This window comes from Luteibacter sp. SVR4-7G, assembly GCF_056755555.1.
The window spans coordinates 25,216-46,055 of the sequence record NZ_JBPGXO010000037.1; the positions used below are offsets into that span (position 1 = coordinate 25,216).

At 67.3% G+C, this 20,840-nt stretch carries 17 protein-coding genes and 1 pseudogene; 12 read left to right on the forward strand and 6 right to left on the reverse strand.

Going from position 1 to position 20,840, the window contains the following annotated elements:
- Window positions 1-45 precede the first annotated feature (45 nt).
- The 4 genes from ACR9ZH_RS13990 to ACR9ZH_RS14005 form a co-directional block, all read right to left on the reverse strand.
- On the reverse strand, window positions 46-1,794 hold the full coding sequence (locus ACR9ZH_RS13990) for a hypothetical protein (protein ID WP_481291366.1): 1,749 nt from the start codon (window positions 1,792-1,794) through the stop codon (window positions 46-48).
- A gap of 101 nt (window positions 1,795-1,895) precedes the next feature.
- Window positions 1,896-2,822, reverse strand: a complete 927-nt coding sequence (locus tag ACR9ZH_RS13995) for an aspartate carbamoyltransferase catalytic subunit (protein WP_481291367.1) — start codon at window positions 2,820-2,822, stop codon at window positions 1,896-1,898.
- Window positions 2,823-2,868: 46 nt separating this feature from the next.
- A complete protein-coding gene (gene ruvX, locus ACR9ZH_RS14000; protein ID WP_481291368.1) occupies window positions 2,869-3,288 on the reverse strand; it encodes a Holliday junction resolvase RuvX in 420 nt (139 codons plus the stop codon).
- A 14-nt stretch (window positions 3,289-3,302) separates the two neighbouring features.
- A complete protein-coding gene (locus tag ACR9ZH_RS14005) occupies window positions 3,303-3,869 on the reverse strand; it encodes a YqgE/AlgH family protein (RefSeq protein ID WP_481291369.1) in 567 nt (188 codons plus the stop codon).
- 92 nt (window positions 3,870-3,961) lie between these two features.
- Between ACR9ZH_RS14005 and ACR9ZH_RS14010 the strand changes: the two genes are divergently transcribed.
- Window positions 3,962-4,282: a hypothetical protein gene (locus ACR9ZH_RS14010; protein ID WP_481291370.1), complete on the forward strand. Its 321-nt coding sequence runs from the start codon at window positions 3,962-3,964 to the stop codon at window positions 4,280-4,282.
- 123 nt (window positions 4,283-4,405) lie between these two features.
- Here the strand turns inward: ACR9ZH_RS14010 and ACR9ZH_RS14015 are convergent, their stop codons facing one another.
- Window positions 4,406-5,266, reverse strand: coding sequence for a TonB family protein (locus ACR9ZH_RS14015; RefSeq protein ID WP_481291371.1), 861 nt, complete (start codon window positions 5,264-5,266; stop codon window positions 4,406-4,408).
- Window positions 5,263-6,204, reverse strand: coding sequence for a glutathione synthase (gene gshB, locus ACR9ZH_RS14020; protein ID WP_481291372.1), 942 nt, complete (start codon window positions 6,202-6,204; stop codon window positions 5,263-5,265). Before gshB ends, ACR9ZH_RS14015 begins: the two co-directional genes overlap by 4 nt.
- 311 nt (window positions 6,205-6,515) lie before the next feature.
- Here gshB and pilG point away from each other — a divergent pair, with 311 nt between their 5' ends.
- From pilG to ACR9ZH_RS14075, 11 genes and pseudogenes are all read left to right on the forward strand, one after another.
- Window positions 6,516-6,872, forward strand: a complete 357-nt coding sequence (gene pilG, locus ACR9ZH_RS14025) for a twitching motility response regulator PilG (protein ID WP_481291382.1) — start codon at window positions 6,516-6,518, stop codon at window positions 6,870-6,872.
- 36 nt (window positions 6,873-6,908) lie between these two features.
- Complete coding sequence (locus ACR9ZH_RS14030) at window positions 6,909-7,283, forward strand: response regulator (RefSeq protein WP_166699273.1); 375 nt, start codon at window positions 6,909-6,911, stop codon at window positions 7,281-7,283.
- 7 nt (window positions 7,284-7,290) lie between these two features.
- Window positions 7,291-7,836 carry a chemotaxis protein CheW gene (locus ACR9ZH_RS14035; protein WP_481291373.1) on the forward strand — a complete coding sequence of 182 codons (546 nt, stop codon included), beginning with the start codon at window positions 7,291-7,293 and terminating at the stop codon, window positions 7,834-7,836.
- A 143-nt stretch (window positions 7,837-7,979) separates the two neighbouring features.
- Window positions 7,980-10,013 carry a methyl-accepting chemotaxis protein gene (locus ACR9ZH_RS14040; protein ID WP_481291374.1) on the forward strand — a complete coding sequence of 678 codons (2,034 nt, stop codon included), beginning with the start codon at window positions 7,980-7,982 and terminating at the stop codon, window positions 10,011-10,013.
- A 4-nt stretch (window positions 10,014-10,017) separates the two neighbouring features.
- Entirely contained in the window at window positions 10,018-16,119 is a 6,102-nt protein-coding gene (locus ACR9ZH_RS14045) for an Hpt domain-containing protein (RefSeq protein ID WP_481291375.1), read from the forward strand.
- Complete coding sequence (locus ACR9ZH_RS14050) at window positions 16,112-17,812, forward strand: chemotaxis protein CheB (RefSeq protein WP_481291376.1); 1,701 nt, start codon at window positions 16,112-16,114, stop codon at window positions 17,810-17,812. The genes ACR9ZH_RS14045 and ACR9ZH_RS14050 overlap by 8 nt, the downstream gene beginning before the upstream one ends.
- On the forward strand, window positions 17,809-18,282 hold the full coding sequence (locus ACR9ZH_RS14055; protein WP_481291377.1) for a chemotaxis protein CheW: 474 nt from the start codon (window positions 17,809-17,811) through the stop codon (window positions 18,280-18,282). Before ACR9ZH_RS14050 ends, ACR9ZH_RS14055 begins: the two co-directional genes overlap by 4 nt.
- 90 nt (window positions 18,283-18,372) lie before the next feature.
- Window positions 18,373-18,570: a hemin uptake protein HemP gene (hemP, locus tag ACR9ZH_RS14060; protein WP_481291378.1), complete on the forward strand. Its 198-nt coding sequence runs from the start codon at window positions 18,373-18,375 to the stop codon at window positions 18,568-18,570.
- 88 nt (window positions 18,571-18,658) lie between these two features.
- Complete coding sequence (locus tag ACR9ZH_RS14065) at window positions 18,659-19,219, forward strand: hypothetical protein (RefSeq protein ID WP_481291379.1); 561 nt, start codon at window positions 18,659-18,661, stop codon at window positions 19,217-19,219.
- Window positions 19,220-19,469: 250 nt separating this feature from the next.
- Complete coding sequence (locus ACR9ZH_RS14070) at window positions 19,470-20,747, forward strand: efflux RND transporter periplasmic adaptor subunit (RefSeq protein ID WP_481291380.1); 1,278 nt, start codon at window positions 19,470-19,472, stop codon at window positions 20,745-20,747.
- A 14-nt stretch (window positions 20,748-20,761) separates the two neighbouring features.
- Window positions 20,762-20,840 (forward strand): annotated as a pseudogene (locus ACR9ZH_RS14075) (ABC transporter ATP-binding protein); the annotation flags it as partial.

Consider the following 20,840-nt stretch of genomic DNA (forward strand, 5'->3'; position numbering starts at 1 on the left):
AAAGGCGCCCGGAAGGGCGCCCTTTTTGATCCGCGCGTTGTTTACTTATTTGTATTCGACCGCGCCGGAGATCACGAGGCCCTTGTCTTCGACGTGCGTCTCGCCCGAGACCTGCACGATGCGCGCGGCCTGTGCCTTCATCGCATCGAACTGCATCTTGGAGCGCTCCGCGGCGGAAGCCTGCGCGGCCTGGTCATCGGGTGCCCCGTCGGCACCCGCGGCTTCGGCCATGGAGTTTGCATAGGCCTGCGCCTTGTCGGCCATCACGTCGACCCAGACGCGGTACATGTCGCCATTGAGGTGCAGCCGCCCTAGGCGGCCGGCATCGCCGACTGCGCCCATCAACATCTCGTCGAGCTTGGCATCCTCGCCTTCGCCGACACCGATCACGATGGCCTGGCCATTCATCGCCGCCCAACCCGGCATGCCAAGCATTCCGGTGATGTTCTGCGGCAACGGTGCCGGCTTGCCGTCGCCGGCCAGCTTGAAATCGCCGCCGAGCATCGCCTGGCCCATGGCGAGCAGGCCGGCCGGGTTGCGCGTGCCCAGCAGCACGCGACCGGTGAAGGTCGGCATCTGCTGTCCGCCCACGGGCGGCTTGAACGAATCGAGCACGATGCGCACGCCGCGGATATCGCCGAACGGCGGAATGGCGGCCTGCTGCATGGTCGAACCAAGCTTCGCGAAACTGTCGTTCATGCCGGCGAAGGCAGGGCACTCGAACGGCTTGGCGGCCACGGCGTCGGACTGGGTGGTGAAGAACGTGCGGATCTGTTCGACAGGCAGCGCGAGGCTGACGTCGAACGGGCCGGAAGCTTCTTTGCCAAGGCCCGGCAGCTCCACCTTGAGGCCCGAGAAAGCCTTGGCGATGTCGTCGGCAAGCGCCACGTCGACGCGCTGCTCCTGGTGGTGCAGGTCGAGGCGGGTGTAGCCGAAGCTGAGCGACGGCACGCGCGCGGCGATCCGGTTGGCTTCGGTGACACAGCTGGGCGGCGGCACGGGCACCGGTTCGCCGGTCTTGGCCGACTGGTGCTTGAGGAAGGCCGAGAAGAGCGGGTCCTTGCCGGCCGCAACGAGCGGCAGCAGGCGGACGAGGTCCACCTGGCCGACGGCGTAATCTTTGTAGCCCTTGTCCTTGGCGAGGTCGGCAAGGCGGCCGTCGTCCTGCAGGTTCTTCGCGGGGCGGTCGACGCCGAGGGCCTGACGGATGGCCGGTTGTGCGGCGTCGGCAGGCAGCAGCGACACCACGGCCTGCTTGCCGACGGTGGCGATGACAAGCTGCAGGCCGGAGTCGGAAAGGGTGACGTGGCGGTAGGCCTGGCCACCGGCATCGGCCGTGTCCAGCTTCTTGCCGTAGGCGGTTTCGATGCGGCCGACGAAGGCGTCCCAGGAGGACGGATCGGCGAGTGCGACGCGGGCGACCGGGCTCAGGCCGACACCATAGATGGCCGAACCCGTCTTGATGTCGAGCCCCATGTTCTTCAGGGCGACCTCGGCCGTCTTGCCGTCGAATTCGGCGGCGAAGGCCTTGAGCAGGCGGGCGCCTTCGGCATTGCCCTTCGTTTCCAGGTCCTGCGCAAGCGACTTCATCTGGGCCACTTCGCCAGGCAGGTCGTTATTGGCCTGGGAAAGCAGCGCCTCGTAGGCGTCGTCGTCGAGCTTGTCGAGGTTCGCCAGCACGTAGGGCGTGTCGGCCGGCACGAAGGCCAGCGGGGCGTCCTTGTCCTTATGGCCACAGGCCGCCAGCAAAACGCTGGCGACGCCGAGCGCGATGAGTCGCTTCGTCGGTCGCATCGTATATCCCATTATCCGGTTGGTCCCTTGGTCCGGTCATTATGCCGGAACCGCGGGGCCGGAAGACGGCTCCGCGGCGCTCTGGCGTAAATTCCTGCGGGCTATCGACCCATCACCTCGGCCAGGACCGCCATGCGAACGAAAACCCCGTTGCCGACCTGTTCGAGGATGCGCGACTGGGCGCCGTCGGCCACGTCCGGGGCGATCTCGATGCCCCGGTTGATCGGACCTGGGTGCATCACCAGACAGCCCTTGGCCGCGCGGGCGAGGCGCCGGCTGTCGAGACCGTAGCGTTCGAAGTAGGCGGCCTCATCGGGCAGGTCGGTGGAAGCCATGCGCTCCTTCTGCAGGCGCAGCATGATGACCGCGTGGGCGCCTTCGATCGCCGCGTCGAAATCGTCGTGGTAGGTCACGCCTTCCAGCTCGCCCTCGGCCGGGAGGAGCGAAGCGGGGCCGACGATGCGGACATCCCTGGCGCCCAGCGTGGTGAAGGCGTGCACGTCCGAACGGGCCACGCGCGAATGGCGCACGTCGCCGCAGATGACGATGCGCAGCTTACGAAAATCCGGATGGTGGTTGCGGATGGTCAGCGCGTCCAGCAGGCCCTGGGTGGGGTGGGCGCGGTTGCCGTCGCCGGCGTTCACCACCGAGACGCCGCTCATCGCGTGGCGCACGAGGGCCTCGGGCGTGCCCGATTCCTTGTGCCGGACGACGATCGTGTCCAGGTGCATGGCCTCGAGCGTGTGCAGCGTGTCGAACAACTCCTCGCCCTTGGCGGTGGAGGAAAAGCCGATATCGAAATTGATCACGTCCGCGCCCAGCCGGCGTGCCGCCAGCTCGAACGAGGTGCGCGTACGCGTGGAGGGTTCGAAGAACAGGTTGAGCACCGTGCGCCCCGACAGCAGGTCGAGCTTGCGGGTGCCGTGCGCAGTCGCTTCGCGCATGCTGTTGGCGCGATCGAGGAGGCGCTCGATGGCCTCGCGCGGCAGGTTCTCGAGGGTGGTCAGATGGCGCAGGCGGTGTGACATGACGTCCTCAAGGCGGATGGAGAAAACGGAAGGGAACGTTCGGCGCTCATGCCTGCACGAGGTACGACTCGAGGATGACAGCCGCGGCCTCCGCGTCGATCGTTTTCGCGTCGGATCGCTTTCGCGTTCCCGCGGCGCGGCCTGCGGCGAAGCGGCGCGCCGCTTCCTGCGAGCTCATGCGCTCGTCGGCAAAGGCGACAGGCAGGGCATAGCGTTCGCCGATGCGCTCGGCGAAGCGGCGGGCGGTGCGCGTCATCGGCTGTTCCTTGCCCTCGTTGTCGAGCGGCAGGCCGACCACCAGTTCCGCCGGCAGCCATTCGCGGCGCAGCGTGTCCAGGGCATTCCAGTCGGGTTCGCCGTCGCGCACGGGTACCGCGGCCAGCGCGCGCGCGGTACCGGTGAGCCGGTTGCCGACGGCGACGCCGACGATCTTCGTCCCGACGTCGAAGCCGAACAGGCAGCTCATCGTGGCGTGCGGGTTCAGGCGTGGCCGGCGTAGCCGGTCAATTGGGAGGGATCGTGCACGCCGATCTTGCGTGCGGCGGCAATCCAGCGTTCGTCGATGGGCGTGTCGAACACGATGTGCTCGTCCGCACGGGTGGTGAGCCAGGCGTTGTCCATCACTTCCTGCTCGAGCTGTCCGGCGTCCCAACCCGCGTACCCGAGGGTGACCACCGCGCGCCGCGGACCTTCACCCGCGGCCATCGCCACGAGGATGTCGCGCGAGGTGGTGACCGACCAGTCTTCGTTCACCCGGTAACTGGAATCCCAGTTGCCGGGTTCGCGATGGAGCACGAAGCCACGCTCCTGCTGCACGGGGCCGCCAATCAGCACGGGGTAGTCCGCGATCTCGGGGTCGTCGCACGACAGTTTCATCTGTGCGAGCACGTCACCGAGGCGATATTCGGAAATCTGGTTGATCAGCAGGCCGACTGCGCCGTCCTCGCCGTGCTGGCACAGGAAGGCGACGCCGCGCGCGAACGGAGGTTCTGCGAGCGAGGGCATCGCGATGAGGAATTGACCCGCGAAGGTGTTGGCGATCGTCATGGCCTCATTGTAGCCGTTACGACCCTGAGCCGTGTGCGAACGTTCAGTGCTTTCCGGCTACCGTTCGGGTTCCGTCACAAGGAAAGCAGCTAATGCCCAAGCTCATGTTTGCAAAGGGTTTCGTGATCGCCTCACTGGGCTTCGCGGCCACTTCGCCGGCTTCCACGCCGGCCGCCTGGAAGGACTACGACCAACGGCTGGTGAAGGCCTGCGTCGCCACCAGCGGCCTGAAGGATGCGAAGCCCGTGGGCGGGCCCATCCATTACGACGACCGCGTGCCGGTCACGGCGCTGGTGCTGGCCGGGCGTTACCCGCAGAAACACATGAAGAACCGGCCGGGGCGCGAACTGTGCGTGTGGGACCGCAAGGCAGGAAAAGCGTATGTGAGCGAGGCGGACCAGCTGCTGCCGTAGGGCGCCGGGCCGATGTAGGAGCGCGCCTTGCGCGCGCTGAGTTTTTCGCCCCCGTACGCGAGCTAGCGCGCCAGCTCCAAGCCACGGCCTCAAAACATGTCGCGCGCACGGCGCGCTCCTACATCAATAATTTCGCAAGACGTTTCCGGGCAGGAACTGCCAGGTGCGGGTGATGTAGAGCTCGTCGACCCGGGTCTTGTCGGCCGGAAGGGCCGGGAAGGGGGCGGCCAGCCGCACGATGCGCTGGGCGGCGTCGTCCAGCACCTTCTGGCCGGAACTCTTGATCACGTCCAGGCTCTTGATCGAGCCGTCGCGGTTGAGGCCCACGGTGAGCACGAGCTCGCCGTGCAGCCCCTGGCGCCGCGCCTCGTCGGGATAATTGAGATTGCCGACGCGCTCCACGCGGTTCACCCAGCCCTTCATGTAGGCGGCGTAGACGTACTCGCGGGTGTTCGAGGAGATGAATTTCTTCTTCGGACGCTTGGCATACGCCTGCGATTGTTCGCGGATCTCGGCGGCCAGCCGGGCCATTTCCGCCCGCCGCTGCACCTCCTCGTCCGCTGCCGGAAGGGGGCGTTCTTTCTGCTCGGTCTGTTCCTTCGTCGTGTCCACGGCGAAGGCGGTTTCGCCGGTACTGGTCAGGAGCTGGCTGGGCGTGGCTTCGCGCGGGGCGGGGGCCCGCGCCTCCTCGGGTTCGGCGGCAAGGCTGTGCTGCGGCGTGGGCAGCAGCCCCGAGACCGGCTCGGAGGGCCGCGCAGCCTTGTCCTTGTCGCCGCCGCCCGAGTTGTTTGCCTGGGCGAGGAAGTCCGCCTTGTCCGGCGGCTCCTGGTTGGCGACGTCCACGAGGGTGACGTCGAGCGTGGGCACGCTCGGACGCGGCTTTTCCGCCTCGAAGGTGATGCCGAGGATGACGACACCATGCAGCAGCAGCGAGAACAGCAGGGTCGCGCCGAACAGGTCGGCGCCGGTGGCGCGGGTCGTCATCGGGCCTCGATAGCGTTGAACAGCAGCCCGGCGATGTTAATCCCGAAGCGGGCGTCCAGCTCGCGCAGGCCGGTCGGAGATGTGACGTTGATCTCGGTCAGGTAGTCGCCGATGACGTCCAGGCCCACGAAGCGCAGCCCGCGCCTCACCAGCTCCGGGGCGATCTGGGCGGCGATCCAGCGGTCGCGGTCGGACAAAGGTATGCCTTCGCCACGGCCGCCGGCGGCCAGGTTGCCGCGGAACTCGTCGCCCTGCGGAATGCGCGCGAGGGCATACGGCACCGGCTCGCCGTCGATGAGCAGGATGCGCTTGTCGCCGGAGGTGATCTCGGGGATGTATTTCTGCGCGATGGTGAAATGGCGGCCGCCGTCGAGGAGCGTTTCCAGCATCGAATTGAGGTTGCTGTCGCCGGCCTTCACCCGGAAGATGCCGCGCCCGCCCATGCCGTCCAGCGGCTTGAGCACCGCCTCGCCGTGTTCGGCCACGAAGGCCTTCAACTCGCCCCGGTCGCGCGAAACCAGGGTGGGAACGATGCACTGCGGGAAGTCGAGGGCGAACAGCTTCTCGTTGCAGTCGCGCAGCGAGCGAGGGTCGTTCACCACCTTGCAGCCCGCGCGCTGCGCGCGCTCCAGCACCATGGTGTCGTAGATGAACTGGGCATCGACCGGCGGGTCCTTCCGGGCCAGCACGATGTCCACCTCCGCCAGGGGGCGCCACTCGGCCTCGCCGAGCGTGAACCATCCCGACGGATCGTCTTTCACGGTGAGGGGGCGAAGACGTGCCCAGGCCTCTCCGCCGCGCAGCGCCAGGTCGCCCTGCTCCATGTACAGAAGGGCATGCCCGCGGCGGGAGGCCTCGAGGAGGAGGGCGAAGGTGGTGTCCTTGGCGATCTTGATGGATCGGATCGGGTCCATCAGGACGGCGACGGAGAGTGGCATGGGTGCATCCCGCAGGCAGGAAAGGTGCCAAGTCTAGTGAACGCGGCCCCGAATGGGGGCGGGTTCGGCAGGGGAAGCTTTTTCTTTAAGAACAATTCATCTTGACGGCGCCCCGGCCAACCATTAAACAGCGGTCGGGAGGAACGCCGAAGAGCGGGCCGCCGGAGCCATGGTTCCGGACAACGACCTGGCGCACGGAACAGTCGGCCGAAAACCGGCTATCCTGCGACGGTATTTGCGGTTTTTTTTCGTGGGACGGGGGCGCAGTGAACGTAAACGGACGCGGTAACGACCTGACCGGTTTGCGGGTCATGGTCATCGACGATTCCAAAACCATCCGACGTACAGCGGAAACCCTGCTGAAGAAGGAAGGCTGCGACGTACTGACCGCCGTCGACGGGTTCGAGGCCCTCGCCAAGATTTCCGACCAGAAGCCGAACATCATTTTCGTCGACATCATGATGCCGCGCCTCGACGGGTACCAGACCTGCGCGCTGATCAAGAACAACGCCCAGTTCCGCAGCACTCCGGTGATCATGCTCTCGTCGAAGGACGGCCTGTTCGACAAGGCGCGCGGCCGCATCGTCGGCGCGGAGCAATACCTGACCAAGCCTTTCACCCGCGACGAACTGCTCGGCGCGATCCACCGGTACGCAACGGCGAGCTGACCGAATTCCCACGCTAGACAACGTCCAGGGGGACGTGTGGCAAACATTCTCATCATCGACGACTCGCCCACCGACGTCCGCGTGTTCACCACGCTGCTGGAGAAGGCGGGTTTTTCCGTTTCCAGCGTCGACAATGCGGAGGCTGGGCTCGACCGCATCAAGGCGAACAAGCCGGACCTAGTGATCATGGACGTGATCATGCCGGGCATGAACGGCTTCCAGGCCACCCGCACGCTTAGCCGCGATCCGAACACGGCCGACGTGCCGGTGGTGATGATCACCACCAAGTCCATGGAGACCGACCGGGTCTGGGGCCTGCGCCAGGGTGCGAAGGCCTTCATCACCAAGCCGGTCAACGAGAAGGAGCTGCTCTCGACCATCGCCAGCCTCCTGCCGAACACGACGCATTGAGGACGCCATGAGCGAGAACGCGGCACTCACGCCATTCGAACTGCTCGCCCACTACGAGCGGGCGTGCCTCGCGCATTCCGCCGACGCTCCCGAGCGCGTGGAATCGCTCGGCTTGTGGCGCGGCATCGGCTTTCGCGTGGGTCGCCGCGCCTTCGTCAGCGGCATCGAGGAAATCAACGAACTGCTGGCCGTGCCGTCGCTCACGAACGTCCCCGGCACCCAGCCCTGGCTGCTGGGCGTGGCGAACGTGCGCGGCAATCTCGTGCCCGCCATTGACCTGGGCCGCTTTCTCTTCGACGAGCGCACGCCGGCCTCGGAGCGTGCCCGCCTGCTGCTGGTCCGCCAGCACGGCGGCACCGTGGGACTGCTGGTCGACGAGGTGTTCGGCCAGCGTACGATGGACGATGCCGAGCGGGGCGGCGGGGAAGAAGAACACGATCCGCGGCTGGCGCGCTTCGTCACGGAAAACGTGCAGATCGGCGAGCAGGCGTTCGGACTTTTCAGCATGAGCCGCCTGGTTCGTGCGCCGGATTTCCGGCAGGCGGCGCTTTAAGCGTCTCCATGGGGGAGGGGACGGCCGGGTGGCCGCCCCTGACAGGATGAGCGGAGCCGGCACGGCCGGCCCCGCGATGGGAACGGAGGGGCGGTCCCCGGACCGCTTCGTCATTGCTTTGCCAGGTTTGGGTGAGGTGGGATATGAGCACGACAGCAGGCGGCGCAGGCCGGGAACGCGGTTACACGATCGTCATCGTGTTCCTGCTCCTGGCGATCGGTTTGGCGTCGGTCGACTTCTGGTGGCTGAACGATAAGAACGGCGAGGATCGCGAAGCCATCGCGCTCACGACCCAGGTGCAGGTGCTTTCGCAGCAGACCGCGAAGTACGCGCTCGAGGCGTCGGACGGGAACCGCGACTCCTTCCGCGAACTGGCCGCCACGAGGAACACGATCGATTCGGCCGTGCAGCGCCTGGTCAAGGGCGACGAGAAGACCGGCATGCCGGCGTACGCGGACGGCAACCTGACCAACGCCGGCCGCTCGGTCGGTGCGTTGGCCAACGCCTGGCACCAGCTGGACGCGGATATCGGCAAGATCCTCTCGAATAAGGACCTGGTCCTGTCCTCGGGCGAACGCGCCGACCTCTTCGCCAAGCAGATGCCCCTGCTGAACGCCCGCACCGACGAGGTGCTGAACATCGTCCAGCAGAAGAACGCCTCGGTGGAACAGACCTTCACCCTGGCCCGCTGGATGCTCATGGCCGACCGCATGATCCGCCGCGTGCAGGAGATCCTGCAGGGCGGCGACGGCGCGCAGTCCGCGGCCGACGGCCTGTCCCGAGACGCGCAGCTGTACGGCGCGGTGCTGAAGGGCCTGATCGACGGCAACCCGGATGGTGGCGTCCGCGCCATCAGCGACGGCAACGCGCGCAAGATCCTCGAAGGCATGCAGACCTCCTGGGCCGACCTCGTCGATCCGGTGAACCAACTGGTCACCGCGTCACCGAACCTGCAGGACGTGAAGCGGGCGGGCAACCAGGCCTCGCTGGATTCGCAGACCGTGCTGCTCCGCGCGAACGAGTCCGCCGACCAGATCGCCAAGCTGCCGCTGACACGCCTGTTCCCGAACGTCTGGTGGGGCCTGCTCGGCGCCATCGGCGCGGTGCTGTTCGCGCTGCTGCTGGTCTACAACCTCGTGCGCGACCAGCGCCGCCGCTTCGAGACCACCTCCGAACTGAACCAGCGTAACCAGACCGCGATCATGCGCCTGCTGGACGAGATGGGCACGCTTGCCGAAGGCGACCTGACCATCAAGGCCACGGTGACCGAAGACATCACGGGCGCCATCGCGGACGCCATGAACTCCGCCGTGGACGAGATGCGCAACCTCGTGACCACGATCAACGAGACCGCAGTGCGCGTCTCCGCGGCGGCGCAGGAAACCCAGGCCACCGCCATGCACCTTGCCGACGCGGCGGAACAGCAGGCGCAGCAGATCACCTCGGCGACCTCCGCGATCAACCAGATCGCGACCTCGATGGACACGGTGTCGAAGGATTCCGCGGAATCGGCGGACGTGGCGCAGCGCTCGGTGCAGATCGCCTCGCGCGGCGCGGAAGTGGTGCGCGAGACGATCCAGGGCATGGACTCCATCCGCGACCAGATCCAGGAAACCTCCAAGCGCATCAAGCGCCTCGGCGAGTCGTCGCAGGAGATCGGCTCGATCGTGGAACTCATCAACGACATCGCCGAGCAGACCAACATCCTGGCGTTGAACGCGGCCATCCAGGCGGCCTCGGCCGGCGAGGCGGGCCGAGGCTTCGCGGTGGTGGCGGACGAAGTGCAGCGCCTCGCCGAACGCTCGGCGAGCGCGACGAAGCGAATCGAGACCCTGGTGCAGACGATTCAGTCGGATACCAACGAAGCGGTCAGCTCGATGGAACAGACCACCGCGGAAGTGGTGGCCGGTGCCCGCCTGGCGGAGGACGCCGGTACGGCCCTGGGCGACATCGAACGCGTTTCGAACGACCTTTCTGCGCTGATTCAGAACATCTCCGCCGCGGCGCGCCAGCAGTCGGCCGCGGCCACCGACACTTCGGCGACCATGAACGTCATCCAGGAGATCACCTCGCAGACGTCGCTGGGCGCCAGCCAGACGGCCGAGTCGATCGGCAACCTGGCCCAGCTCGCGAACGACCTGCGCCTGTCCGTCGCGAACTTCAAGCTGCCGGGCTAATGCAGTGAGACTTCAAGACCATACCGATTTCACCACGCTGCACTGGGTCAAGGCCGAGCTCGACGACGCCTTGGCGAAGGCACGCCAGGCCCTCGAGTCGTACGTCGAGGACTCGCGGGATGCCTATGTCATGCACACCTGCGCCGCGGACCTGCACCAGGTCCACGGCACGCTGCGTATGGTCGAGCTGTACGGCGCGGCGATGGTCGTCGGCGAGATGGAGCAGCTGGTCGCGGCCCTGATCGACGACCGTGTTGCCCAGCGCGACGATGCTTATGCCGCGCTCATGCGCGGCATGATGCAGATGCCCGATTACCTCGAGCGCCTGCAGAGCGGCCATCGCGACGTGCCCATCGTGCTCCTGCCGCTGCTGAACGACCTGCGCGCCAGCCGCGGCGAGCAGTCGCTGCACGAGTCCGCGCTGTTCACGCCCAACCTCGACGCCATGCTGCCGGCGACGGCTCCCGGTGCGAACGATCCGGCCGCGGCCGAAGCCCAGCGCGGCGAACTCGCCGAACTGCGCGTGCGCTTCCAGCAGCAGCTGCTTTCGTGGTTCCGTGGCCAGGGCAACGAGCGCCAGTTGCTCGGCATGCGCGCCACGCTCGACAGCATCGCCGCGCGTTGCTACACGATCGCAGGCCGCCGCCTGTGGTGGATCGCGGCCGGCGTGCTCGAAGGCCTGGAGCGTGGCGTGCTGCGCGCACATGAGAAGGACGTGCGCCAGCTGATCGGTCGCGTGGACCGGTCGATCCGCGAACTGGTCGACGGGGGCGAAGAAGCCCTGCTCAACGGAGACGCCGACGAACTCGCGCGCAAACTGCTTTATTACGCCGCCCAGGCCAAGCCGGGCAGCGAGCGCATCGACGAGCTGCGACTGACTTATCGCCTCGAAGGCCTGTTGCCGCAGGCGTCGGAGCTCGAACACGCGCGCGGCTCGATGTCCGGTCACAACCGCGCACTGCTCGATACCGTCTCGGCGGCCATCAAGGACGACCTGCTGCGGGTGAAGGAATCGCTCGACCTGTTCCTGCGCCGTCCCGATGGCGATCCGGCCCAGCTTGGCCAGCAGACCGAGGTGCTCGACCGCGTCGGCGATACGCTGGGCATGCTCGCCCTCGGCGTGCCGCGCCGCGTCGTCGGCGAACAGCGCCGCATCCTCGGCGAGATCGCCGCCGGCACGCGCGAGCCGGACGAAGAATCCCTGCTCGACGTCGCCGGCGCGCTGCTCTACGTGGAAGCCTCGCTCGACGACCATATCGAGCGCCTGGGCGCCGACGGCGAGGCGCCGGCACCCAGCGACCTCGGCCCGTCGCCGCTGCCGCGCAGCGAAGCGCGCCACATCCTTTCCACCCTGATGCGCGAGTCCACCGCCAACACCGCCAAGGTGAAGGACGCCATCGTGGGCTTCGTGGAGTCCTCGTGGGACCACGAGCAACTGGCAGGCGCTCCGGCGCTGATGGCGGAGATCGGCGGCGCGATGCGCATGCTCGGTGCCAGCCGTCCGGCGGAACTCGCCGACGGCATCGGCCTGTTCATCCATCGCGAACTGCTCGGCGATCGCCGCGTGCCGAACGGCATGCAGATGGACCGCCTCGCCGACGCGCTGGCCGCGCTGGAGTATTACCTCGAGGCGGCGCGCGAACACCGCGGCGGCCTGGAACACATCCTCGACGTGACCCAGCAGAGCTTGGCCGAGCTCGGTTACTGGCCCGTGCCGGGCGAGAAGGGAGAAGACGAGGAAATCCTCGGCGATGCCGCGCTCGAGGACATCGAGGCGGCGGCGATCGAACACATCGCGGTACCCGAGACCAGTGCGGACGTCGACGAAACCATCGCCAGCTTCGCCGACAGCTTCGACCTGGTGGACGAACCGCCCGCGGAGGATGAAGTCGCCGCCGCGCCTCCTTCTCCCGTTTCCACCGTTTCCGAAGAGGCACTCGCCTCGCCGGCCGGTGAGGAAGACTGGGTGGAGATCGAGGAAGAGGTCGAGCAAGAAGTCGGTGGCTCCGGCATGGCCGAGTTCGCCGGCTTCCAGATCACGGTCGACGGCATCGACGACGAGATCCGCGAGATCTTCCTCGAGGAAACCGAGGAAGAGATCGGCAACCTGCGTGCCGCCCTGGGTCACTGGCTCGCTGAGCCGGAGCGAGTCGACGCGCTGGTTCCCATTCGCCGCTCGTTCCACACCCTCAAGGGCTCCGGCCGCCTGGTAGGCGCGCGCCTGCTGGGCGAGTTCTCCTGGAAAGTGGAGAACATGCTCAACCGCGTGCTGGACGGCTCGATCGCGTCGCACGAGGGCGTGCAGGCCCTGGTGCGCCATGCCGTCGATGCGCTGCCGCAGCTGAAGGCCGCGCTAGAAGGCGACGCCACGCCGGCCGCGCCGATCGCCGCGATCATGGAGACCGCCGACCGCCTGGCGATGGGCGACATGGCCTTCGTCGAAGAGGTGGCGCGCAATTCCATCCATCGCGTGCGCAGCAAGGTCAAGCGCCGCGTGCCTCGCGACACCATCGCAGCGGTGCCGACCGCCGGCTTCGCCGCCTACGGCCAGCCGCCCGTCGAGACGCCGGCGGAAACGCCGCAGGTCGCGGCTACAGCCGAATCGGTCGAACCCGTCGAAGCCGCTGAAGTCTCCGAAGCGGTCTACGCCGCACCGCCGTTGCCGCCGGTCGACGCGGTGCTGCTCGACATCCTGCGCGCGGAAGTGGCCCAGTACCTCACCGTGATCCGCGCCAACCTCGTGAGGGCCGAGCACGGCGAACTGCCGGTTGACGACGGCCTGCTGCGCGCGGTGCATACGTTGCACGGCGCCATCGGCATGGTCGACATCCCCGTCCTTATCCAGGTGCTGGCGCCTCTGGAAGGGCTGATCAAGCGTGTTCGCGCCACCGGCCTGCCATTGCGGCAGGATGGCGTGCGTGCGCTCACCGACACAGCCGACCTGGTCGACCATGTCATGGACCAGTTCGACGCACCAGACCCGCGCGTGCCGGACGTGGCCGCACTGGCGACGCACATTGCCGCGTTGCGCGACGAGCAGCCCGAGGCCACGGTCGCGCATATCCTCTACGAACCCGATCCGCTGCCACTCGACGACGAACTGGAAGCGGAGGCTTATCTGCCCGAAGAACCGGCAGAGCCGGGCATTCCTACCCTGGACGAGCAGCTGATCGCGGACGAGTTCGCCGAGGAGGCCGAACTGCCGGCCATCGAGCAGGCGCCGGTCGAGCCGATCGCTTCCAGCGACGCGTTTACCGCCGAGCTCCTGGCCTCGCTCGAGAACTTCGAGATCGACGCGCCCGACCTCGGAAAGCCCGAGGGCGAGGTCAAGCCGATTCTCAAATACGACGCAGGGGAAGACGCCGCATGGCGTTCGCTGCTGGGTGAGCTCGAACCGCGCCTGGACTTCGCGCCTGCGGAACTGGAGCCAGGGACGGAGCCGGAGTCGCAGTTCGAAGCGCAGCCGGTACCGGAAGCGGAATTGCGGTCCGAACTGACGCCGGAATCGGAGCCGGAATCGCTGTTTGAACTGCAGCCAGCATCCGAACCGGAAGCGCAGCCCGACCTGCAACTGGAACCGGAAGCGGAATCGCAGTCCGAGCCGGAGGTGGAATCCCTACCTCCGCTGGAATCCGAGCCGGAAGCGCAGCCCGAAGTCGAACTGAGCGCCGAGCCCTCGCCCGCATTGGTCCCGGAATTGTCGCCTTACGCCGACATCGATCCGGACCTGCTCGAGGTGTTCGTCGAGGAAGGCCGCGAGATCCTCGATCACGCGGACGCTGCGCTCGCCGCCTGGCGCGCCGAGCCCGAGCAACCCGAGCACGTGGCCGCCCTGCAGCGCGACCTGCATACGCTGAAGGGCAGTGCGCGCATGGCCGGCATCGCCGCGGTCGGCGATCTGTCGCACGCGATGGAAGCGCTGCTCGACGCGGTGGCCGGCGGCCAGCGCGCAAGCGACCGCCCTGCCATCGAGGCGACCGAGGCCGGCTTCGATCGCCTGCACGGCATGGTGCAGAGCATCGCGCTGAACAAGCCGGTGACGCTGACGGCAGCCGACATCGAACCGTTCTCGCGCCTGGCGGGTTCGCCCATCGCGCCGGATACGCTCACCGCCGAGGCTTACCGCGAAGAACGCGAGGCCGCGATCATGGAGCACGCCCCTGCATTCGATCCGCTGCCGGAGCCGGAAGCGCCGGCCGAGCCCGTCGTCGAACGCGACCTTCCCGAGCTCCTGCCGGAGTTCGAGGAAGAGGAACTGCAGCGTGCTTCGCAGGAGCAGATCCGCGTTCGCGCCGACATGCTCGACACGCTGGTGAACCATGCCGGCGAGGTGTCGATCTACCGTTCGCGCCTGGAACAGCAGACGGCCAGCTTCCGTTCGGCGCTCACCGAGCACGAGCAGACGGTCAGCCGCCTGCGCAGCCAGCTGCGCATGCTCGAGATCGAAACCGAGGCGCAGATCATCGCGCGCTACCACCAGGAACACCGCGATACCGGCCTGTCGAGCTTCGATCCGCTGGAACTCGACCGCTTCTCGCAGCTGCAGCAGTACTCGCGAGCGCTGGCCGAGTCGGTGTCCGACCTGGTCTCCTTGCAGACGATCCTTGACGAGCTGACCCGGCAGTCCGAGAACCTCCTGCTCCAGCAGCAGCGGGTCAACGCCGAATTGCAGGAAGGCCTCATGCAGACGCGCATGCTGCCGTTCGACGCGATGGTGCCGAACCTGCGCCGCACGCTGCGCCAGGCCGCGTCCGACGTGGGCAAGCGCGCGCAGCTGGTGGTGGAAGGTGCCAACGGCGAAATGGACCGCAACATGCTCGACCGCATCAAGGCGCCGTTCGAGCACATGCTGCGCAACGCCGTCGCGCACGGCATCGAGGCGCCGGAAGCGCGCGAGGCCGCGGGCAAGAATCCGGAAGGCACGGTGCGTATCCAGGTGGCCCGCGAAGCCACCGAGATCGTGGTACGCCTGTCTGACGACGGTGCCGGCATGGATCGCGACGCCATCCGCGCCAAGGCCATCGAACGCGGCCTGCTGCGTCCCGATGCGCGCGTTTCCGACGAGCAGATCTACCAGCTCACCCAGGTGCCCGGCTTCTCCACCGCCGAGAAGGTCACCCAGGTGGCCGGCCGCGGCGTGGGCATGGACGTGGTCGCCAACGAGATCAAGCAGCTCGGCGGCACGCTCGGCATCGAGTCGCAGAAGGGCAAGGGCACCACCTTCGTGATGCGCCTGCCGTTCACGCTCGCGGTGACCCAGGCCTTGATCGTGCGCATCGGCGAAACCAATTTCGCGATCCCGATGACCTCGGTGCACGGCGTGGCCCGCATGGCGCCGAACGAACTGGCCCATCGCATGGCTGACGCCGAGCCAGGGTTCGATTACCTGGGCGAGGAATACGGCATCCACGACCTGCCGCAGTTGCTCGGCGTGCACGTGGTGTCGTCGCCGGACGAAGGCGATATCCCGCTGCTGCTCGCCCGCTCCGGCGACCTGCGCGCCGCGATCCGTGTCGACGCCGTCCTCGGCTCGCGCGAAATCGTGGTCAAGCCGGTCGGTCCGCAGGTCAGTTCGGTGCCGGGCATCCTCGGTGCCACGATCATGGGCGACGGTTCGGTGCTGATGATCCTCGACCTCGCGCCGCTCGTCCGTCACGGCGTGGCCCGTCGCGCCTTCGAGGCGGAGGCGCTCGTGCCGCACGCGCCGCGCGCGCAGGACGAGGTTCGCGTCAAGCCGCTGGTGATGGTGGTCGACGATTCGATCACCATGCGCAAGGTCACCGGCCGCGTGCTGGAACGCCACGAGTTCGAGGTGATGACCGCGAAGGACGGCGTCGACGCCCTCGAGAAGCTCAACGAGCGCGTACCCGACCTGATGCTGCTCGACATCGAGATGCCGCGTATGGACGGCTACGAGCTCGCCACGCAGATGAAGGCCGACGAACGCCTGGCCGGGGTGCCGATCATCATGATCACCTCGCGTACGGGCGACAAGCATCGCCAGCGCGCGTTCAACATCGGTGTCGACCGCTACATCGGCAAGCCGTACCAGGAGAACGACCTCATCGTGCAGATCAACGACGTGCTCGGAGTCCACCATGGCTGATCGGGAGGCGACGGTCGCGCTGCTGTTCGACGACGCCAGCCTTTCCGCCCACCTGCGGGAGGCGCTCGTCGCGCAGGGCGCGCGGATCGTCTACGAATCGGACCTGCGCTCGTTCGCACCGGCGGAGCTCGTCGGTTCCTCGGCCAGCGTGGTCGTGGTCGACCTCGACAATCCGGGCGACGACGACCTGGACCGTCTGTACGACACCGTCGAAGGCGGGCATCCGCGCCTCGTATTCAACGACGCCGATGCGAGCCGCAAGCTCGAAGGCTGGGACCGCGCGCGCTGGGCGCGCCATCTCGCCGCGAAGCTGGTCGGCGAGATGGCGCTCGATCCGCCGCGTCCCGAGGACGCGCGCGAGATCGAGCCGCGCGTCGCCGCGCTCGCGGGCGTCGCGGCACCGGCCGAAGAAAGCTTCGACGAGCCGCTGGTGGACGACCTTGCGATCACCGGCAGCCATGGCTACCCGGAAACCCCGATGCCTGCCGCCAATGGGGTCGCGTTCGACGACGCGCCGTCCCTGGCTGAAGGCGTCGAGGACGAATTGAGCTTCTCCGCGCCGCTGTCCAGCGAGGACACCGGGGCGGACGAGAGCGCCGACCCTTCGGCGCTCGCCGCCGAACTCGAAGCGCTGCTGGCGAACTCGGGTCCGTTGGCGGAAGACGACCTCGAATCGATGCCGTCGGCGCCGGTGGAACTCACCGAGCTGGCGTCTCTCGATCTTTCCGGTTTCGAGGTAGTCGAGGAAACGGCCGCGCCTGCGTCGAAGGTCGAGGAAGGCTTCGACGCCAGCCGCTTCAGCCTTGCCTCGCTCGACGACGCGGCGGCCCCCGCCGCAGCGGAGGCGATGCCTTCCGTGGAGATCGAGTCGCGCGCCACGGAATACGTGCCACCTCCGGTGCCCGAATGGGACCTGGTCGACCACGACACGATGGTGGTCGAGCCTGTTCCCCGGCCCGAGCCTTCGGAATTCGGCATCGAGACCATGAGCGCGGCCGAATACCTCGCGCACGACGTCGTGGACGACGGTACGCATGGCATCGAACCCGGGTTTACCCTGGAACTGGTGTCCATGGAGGAGGCCATCGCGCCGCGTACCGACGGCGACTTCGCCCACGAGATGTTCCTCGAGGCGGCGCCTCGCGCGGTGCGCCGCGTGATCGCCCTTGGCGGCACGCACGAGAGCGAAGCCTCGCTGTCGGCATTCCTCGCCGCCTTGCCGGCGCGCGTCCCGGGCGTGCTGCTCGTGGTTGCTCACCACGACGATGCGCAGGCGTTCGCTGCCAGGCTTGGCCGCGCACGCGTCGCGACCGATGGCAGCCACGCCGTGCATGGCGACTGCGTCGTCGTGCCGCGCGGCGCGCAGGTGCAGATCCGCCGCGATGGCAGTGTCACGGTGACTGATGACGGGCGCGCCTCGAACGCGAGAGGCCCCTCGATCGACGGCGTGCTCAGTACGCTTGCCGGCGGCTTCGGCGCCGACGTCCTCGCCATCGTCTTCGCCGGCCAGGGCAATGACGCCGTCGCAGGCTCGCAGGCTGTGTACGACGCCGGCGGGCGCGTATGGGTCGAGACCGTGCCGCCCGAACTGGAAGCAGGGCACATGGTGGCCGGCATTCGCGAGGAGCGCGTGGCCGACTACGCCGGCGACGTGCGGGCGCTGGCACAGAAACTGATCGAGGAATTCCCATGAGCGAGCCGTTACCGCGCGAAATCCGCTGCGTCCTGATCCCGAGCGGCGGCATCCGCCTCCTGCTTCCCAATGCCGCGGTGGCCGAAGTGATCACGCTGTCCGGCGTGGAGCCGGTGGCAGACGCACCGTCCTGGCTGCTGGGCCAGATCGCCTGGCGCGGCTGGAGCATTCCGCTGCTGAGCTTCGACCATGTGGCGAGCCTTCCCGAAGACGCGCCGCCGCAGGCCGCGCGCGTCGCGGTGCTGAAGGCGGTGGGCCAGCATCCGTCCATGCCTTACCTCGCCGTGCTCACCCACGGCTTCCCGCGCCTGACCACGCTCAACGCGGAACTCCTCCTGCCCACCCATGACGGCCACGAGCTGCCATTCGGCGTGCGCGCCCGCGTCCTGGTCCGCGACGATACGGCGGTGATCCCGGATCTGGAACAGTTGGAAAGCACGCTGGCAGACATGCTCGCCCCTATTGCTTAAACATACCTCTCGCTGGGTTGCCGGGCCGCTTGACTCGTAATTGAGAATCATTATCATCAACTCCGCATCCCCAACCGCGGAGTCCAGACCATGCTGCTTCGAACGCTCCCCCTGTCCGACAACGGTGGCCGCGACAAGGTCGTGCCGCTTCGCGCCGCCCCGGTGGCCGCCCGCCGCGTGGAAAGCAAGAACCTGCTCGACGGTTCGCGTGAACTCGTCATCGAGCACCAGGGCAGCGAATACCATCTTCGCCTGACCCGTAACGACAAACTCATCCTCACGAAGTAATCGTCACCTTTCCCCGACGCCAAGCCACGCGGGTCTCCCCAGGCCGCCCAGCCAGGCATCTGTCCTGCCCACGTCACCGGGAGGCGCCATGTTCGGCTGGCTTGCATCCTTCGGCGTGCCATCGCGCGCCCGTTCTACCGCCACCACGCGCTGGCTGGCGCTTTCGCCGCGCACGTTGTTCGAAGGCCTGGGTCAGCTGGGTGGCGTGCTGTATCTCGCGCCCCGCCACGCCGCGTCGCATGAGGCCGCTGGCCTGTCGGGCTGTCTCGTCGAATGTACCGAGCTGGCGCCGTTGCTGGGTACGCTGCACGTCCGCGTTACCTGTGCGGTGACGGCAGAAGGGCCGCGCGAATGGATCGACTGCGTGAACGGGGAGGGCGATACCGTTGGCCGCGTATACCTCCTCCCGGACACCGATTACCTTGCATGGGATGGACTGTTCGCGGGTGCGCAGCCCGCGTTTCCGCCTTCTTGCCGCATGCCGGATCGCGAGTGGCTGAGGGCGTCTCGTGCTCGCGTCCTGTGTTTCACGCGTCGCCGGCTGGCTGGTTTCACGGTGCTCGGCGTCCGTGACGCGCCGATTTCTTCGCTGGGGCACGGGGTGGCCCGCGATATTGCCGTTTCCGAGTCCCTCCCGACGCTGGGGTAGGAGCACGCCCTGCGCGCGACAGCCTTTGAGGCCGTGACTACGATCGGGCGCGCCAGCTCGTAGACCGGAGCGAAAGGCTGTCGCGCACAGGGCGCGCTCCTACGTGTCCGGACTCCACGGTGTCCGGACACTTTGTCCGCGGACACAGCCCCTGTGCGGCACTCGGAAGGTAAGCCACTGATCTAAAGGCATTTCCTCGCTTGGCACGGCGCTTGCTGGATAACCCGGCAAGTAGACCAGGGAATCCATCATGATCCGCGACACCTCAGCCCAGGACCGACTCGTCGAAGTCCATCCGAGCCGCAGCCGTAACCGCAAGCTTCTCCTCATCGGGGGCGGTGTCGCCGCGGTGGCCCTGATCGCGCTGGCCGCGCCCCACGTGGCCACGATGTTCTCGGCGGACACCTCGGTGAGCGCTGCGCGGCTGAGCTTCGGCACGGTGACCCGCGGTCCCTTCGTGCGCGACATCGCGGCGGAAGGCAAGGTCGTTGCGGCGGTCAGCCCCACGATGTACGCGGCTTCGGCCGGTGCCGTGGTGCTCAAGGTGCATGCGGGCGACGTGGTGAAGAAGGGGCAGGTGCTCGCGGTGATCACCAGCCCCGAGCTCACGAGCAAGCTGTCGCAGGAAAAGTCTGCCGCGGACGCCATGCAGGTGGACTACCTGCGCGCGCAGATCGACGCGAAGAAAAAGCGTTCGGAACTGCAGAAGGCCTACGACAACGCCACGATCGACCAGACTGCCGCCGAGCGCGACCTGAAGCGCTACGAGAGCGCCTACGGCAAGGGGGCGGTGCCGCAGGCCGACGTCGACAAGGCCAAGTCCACGCTCGACAAGGCGCAGATCACGGCCAAGCACGCCAAGGCCGACCTTTCCATGGACAACGACAGCCTCACGTTCGACGTGCAGTCGAAGAAGCTGGCCCACGACCGCCAGGTGTACCTGGTGAAGGACCTCGAACGCCAGGTGGAAGACCTGAACGTGAAGTCGCCCGTGGACGGCCAGGTGGGCCAGTTGTTCATCGCCGAACGCGCCACGGTCGCCAAGGACGCCCAGCTCCTCAGCGTGATCGATCTTTCCGCCCTTGAAGTGGAAATGAAGGTGCCGGAAAGCTTCGCCCGCGACCTCGCCATCGGCATGCCGGGCGAGATCAGCGGCAACGGCAAGACCTGGAACGGCAAGGTCAGCGCCGTGTCGCCCGAAGTGGTGAACGGCGAGGTTTCCGCCCGCCTGCGCTTCGACGGCGAAACGCCCCAGCAACTGCGCCAGAGCCAGCGCCTGTCCGTGCGCATCCTGATGGACAAGCGCGACAACGTGCTCACCGTGCAACGCGGCTCTTTCGTGGACGAGAGCGCCGGCCGCTACGCCTACGTGGTCAACGACGGCATGGCCGATCGCCGCGACATCCGCGTCGGTGCGAGCAGCATCGACAAGGTCGAAATCCTGGATGGCCTGAAGGAGGGCGACAAGATCGTCATCTCCGGTGCCGACACCTTCGGTGACGCGAAACACGTCGCCATCAGCCGCTGACAGAGGGAAACACCATGCTCAAGATGACCCATCTCGCCAAGGTCTACCGCACGGAAGTCGTCGAGACCTACGCCTTGCGCGACTTCAACATCG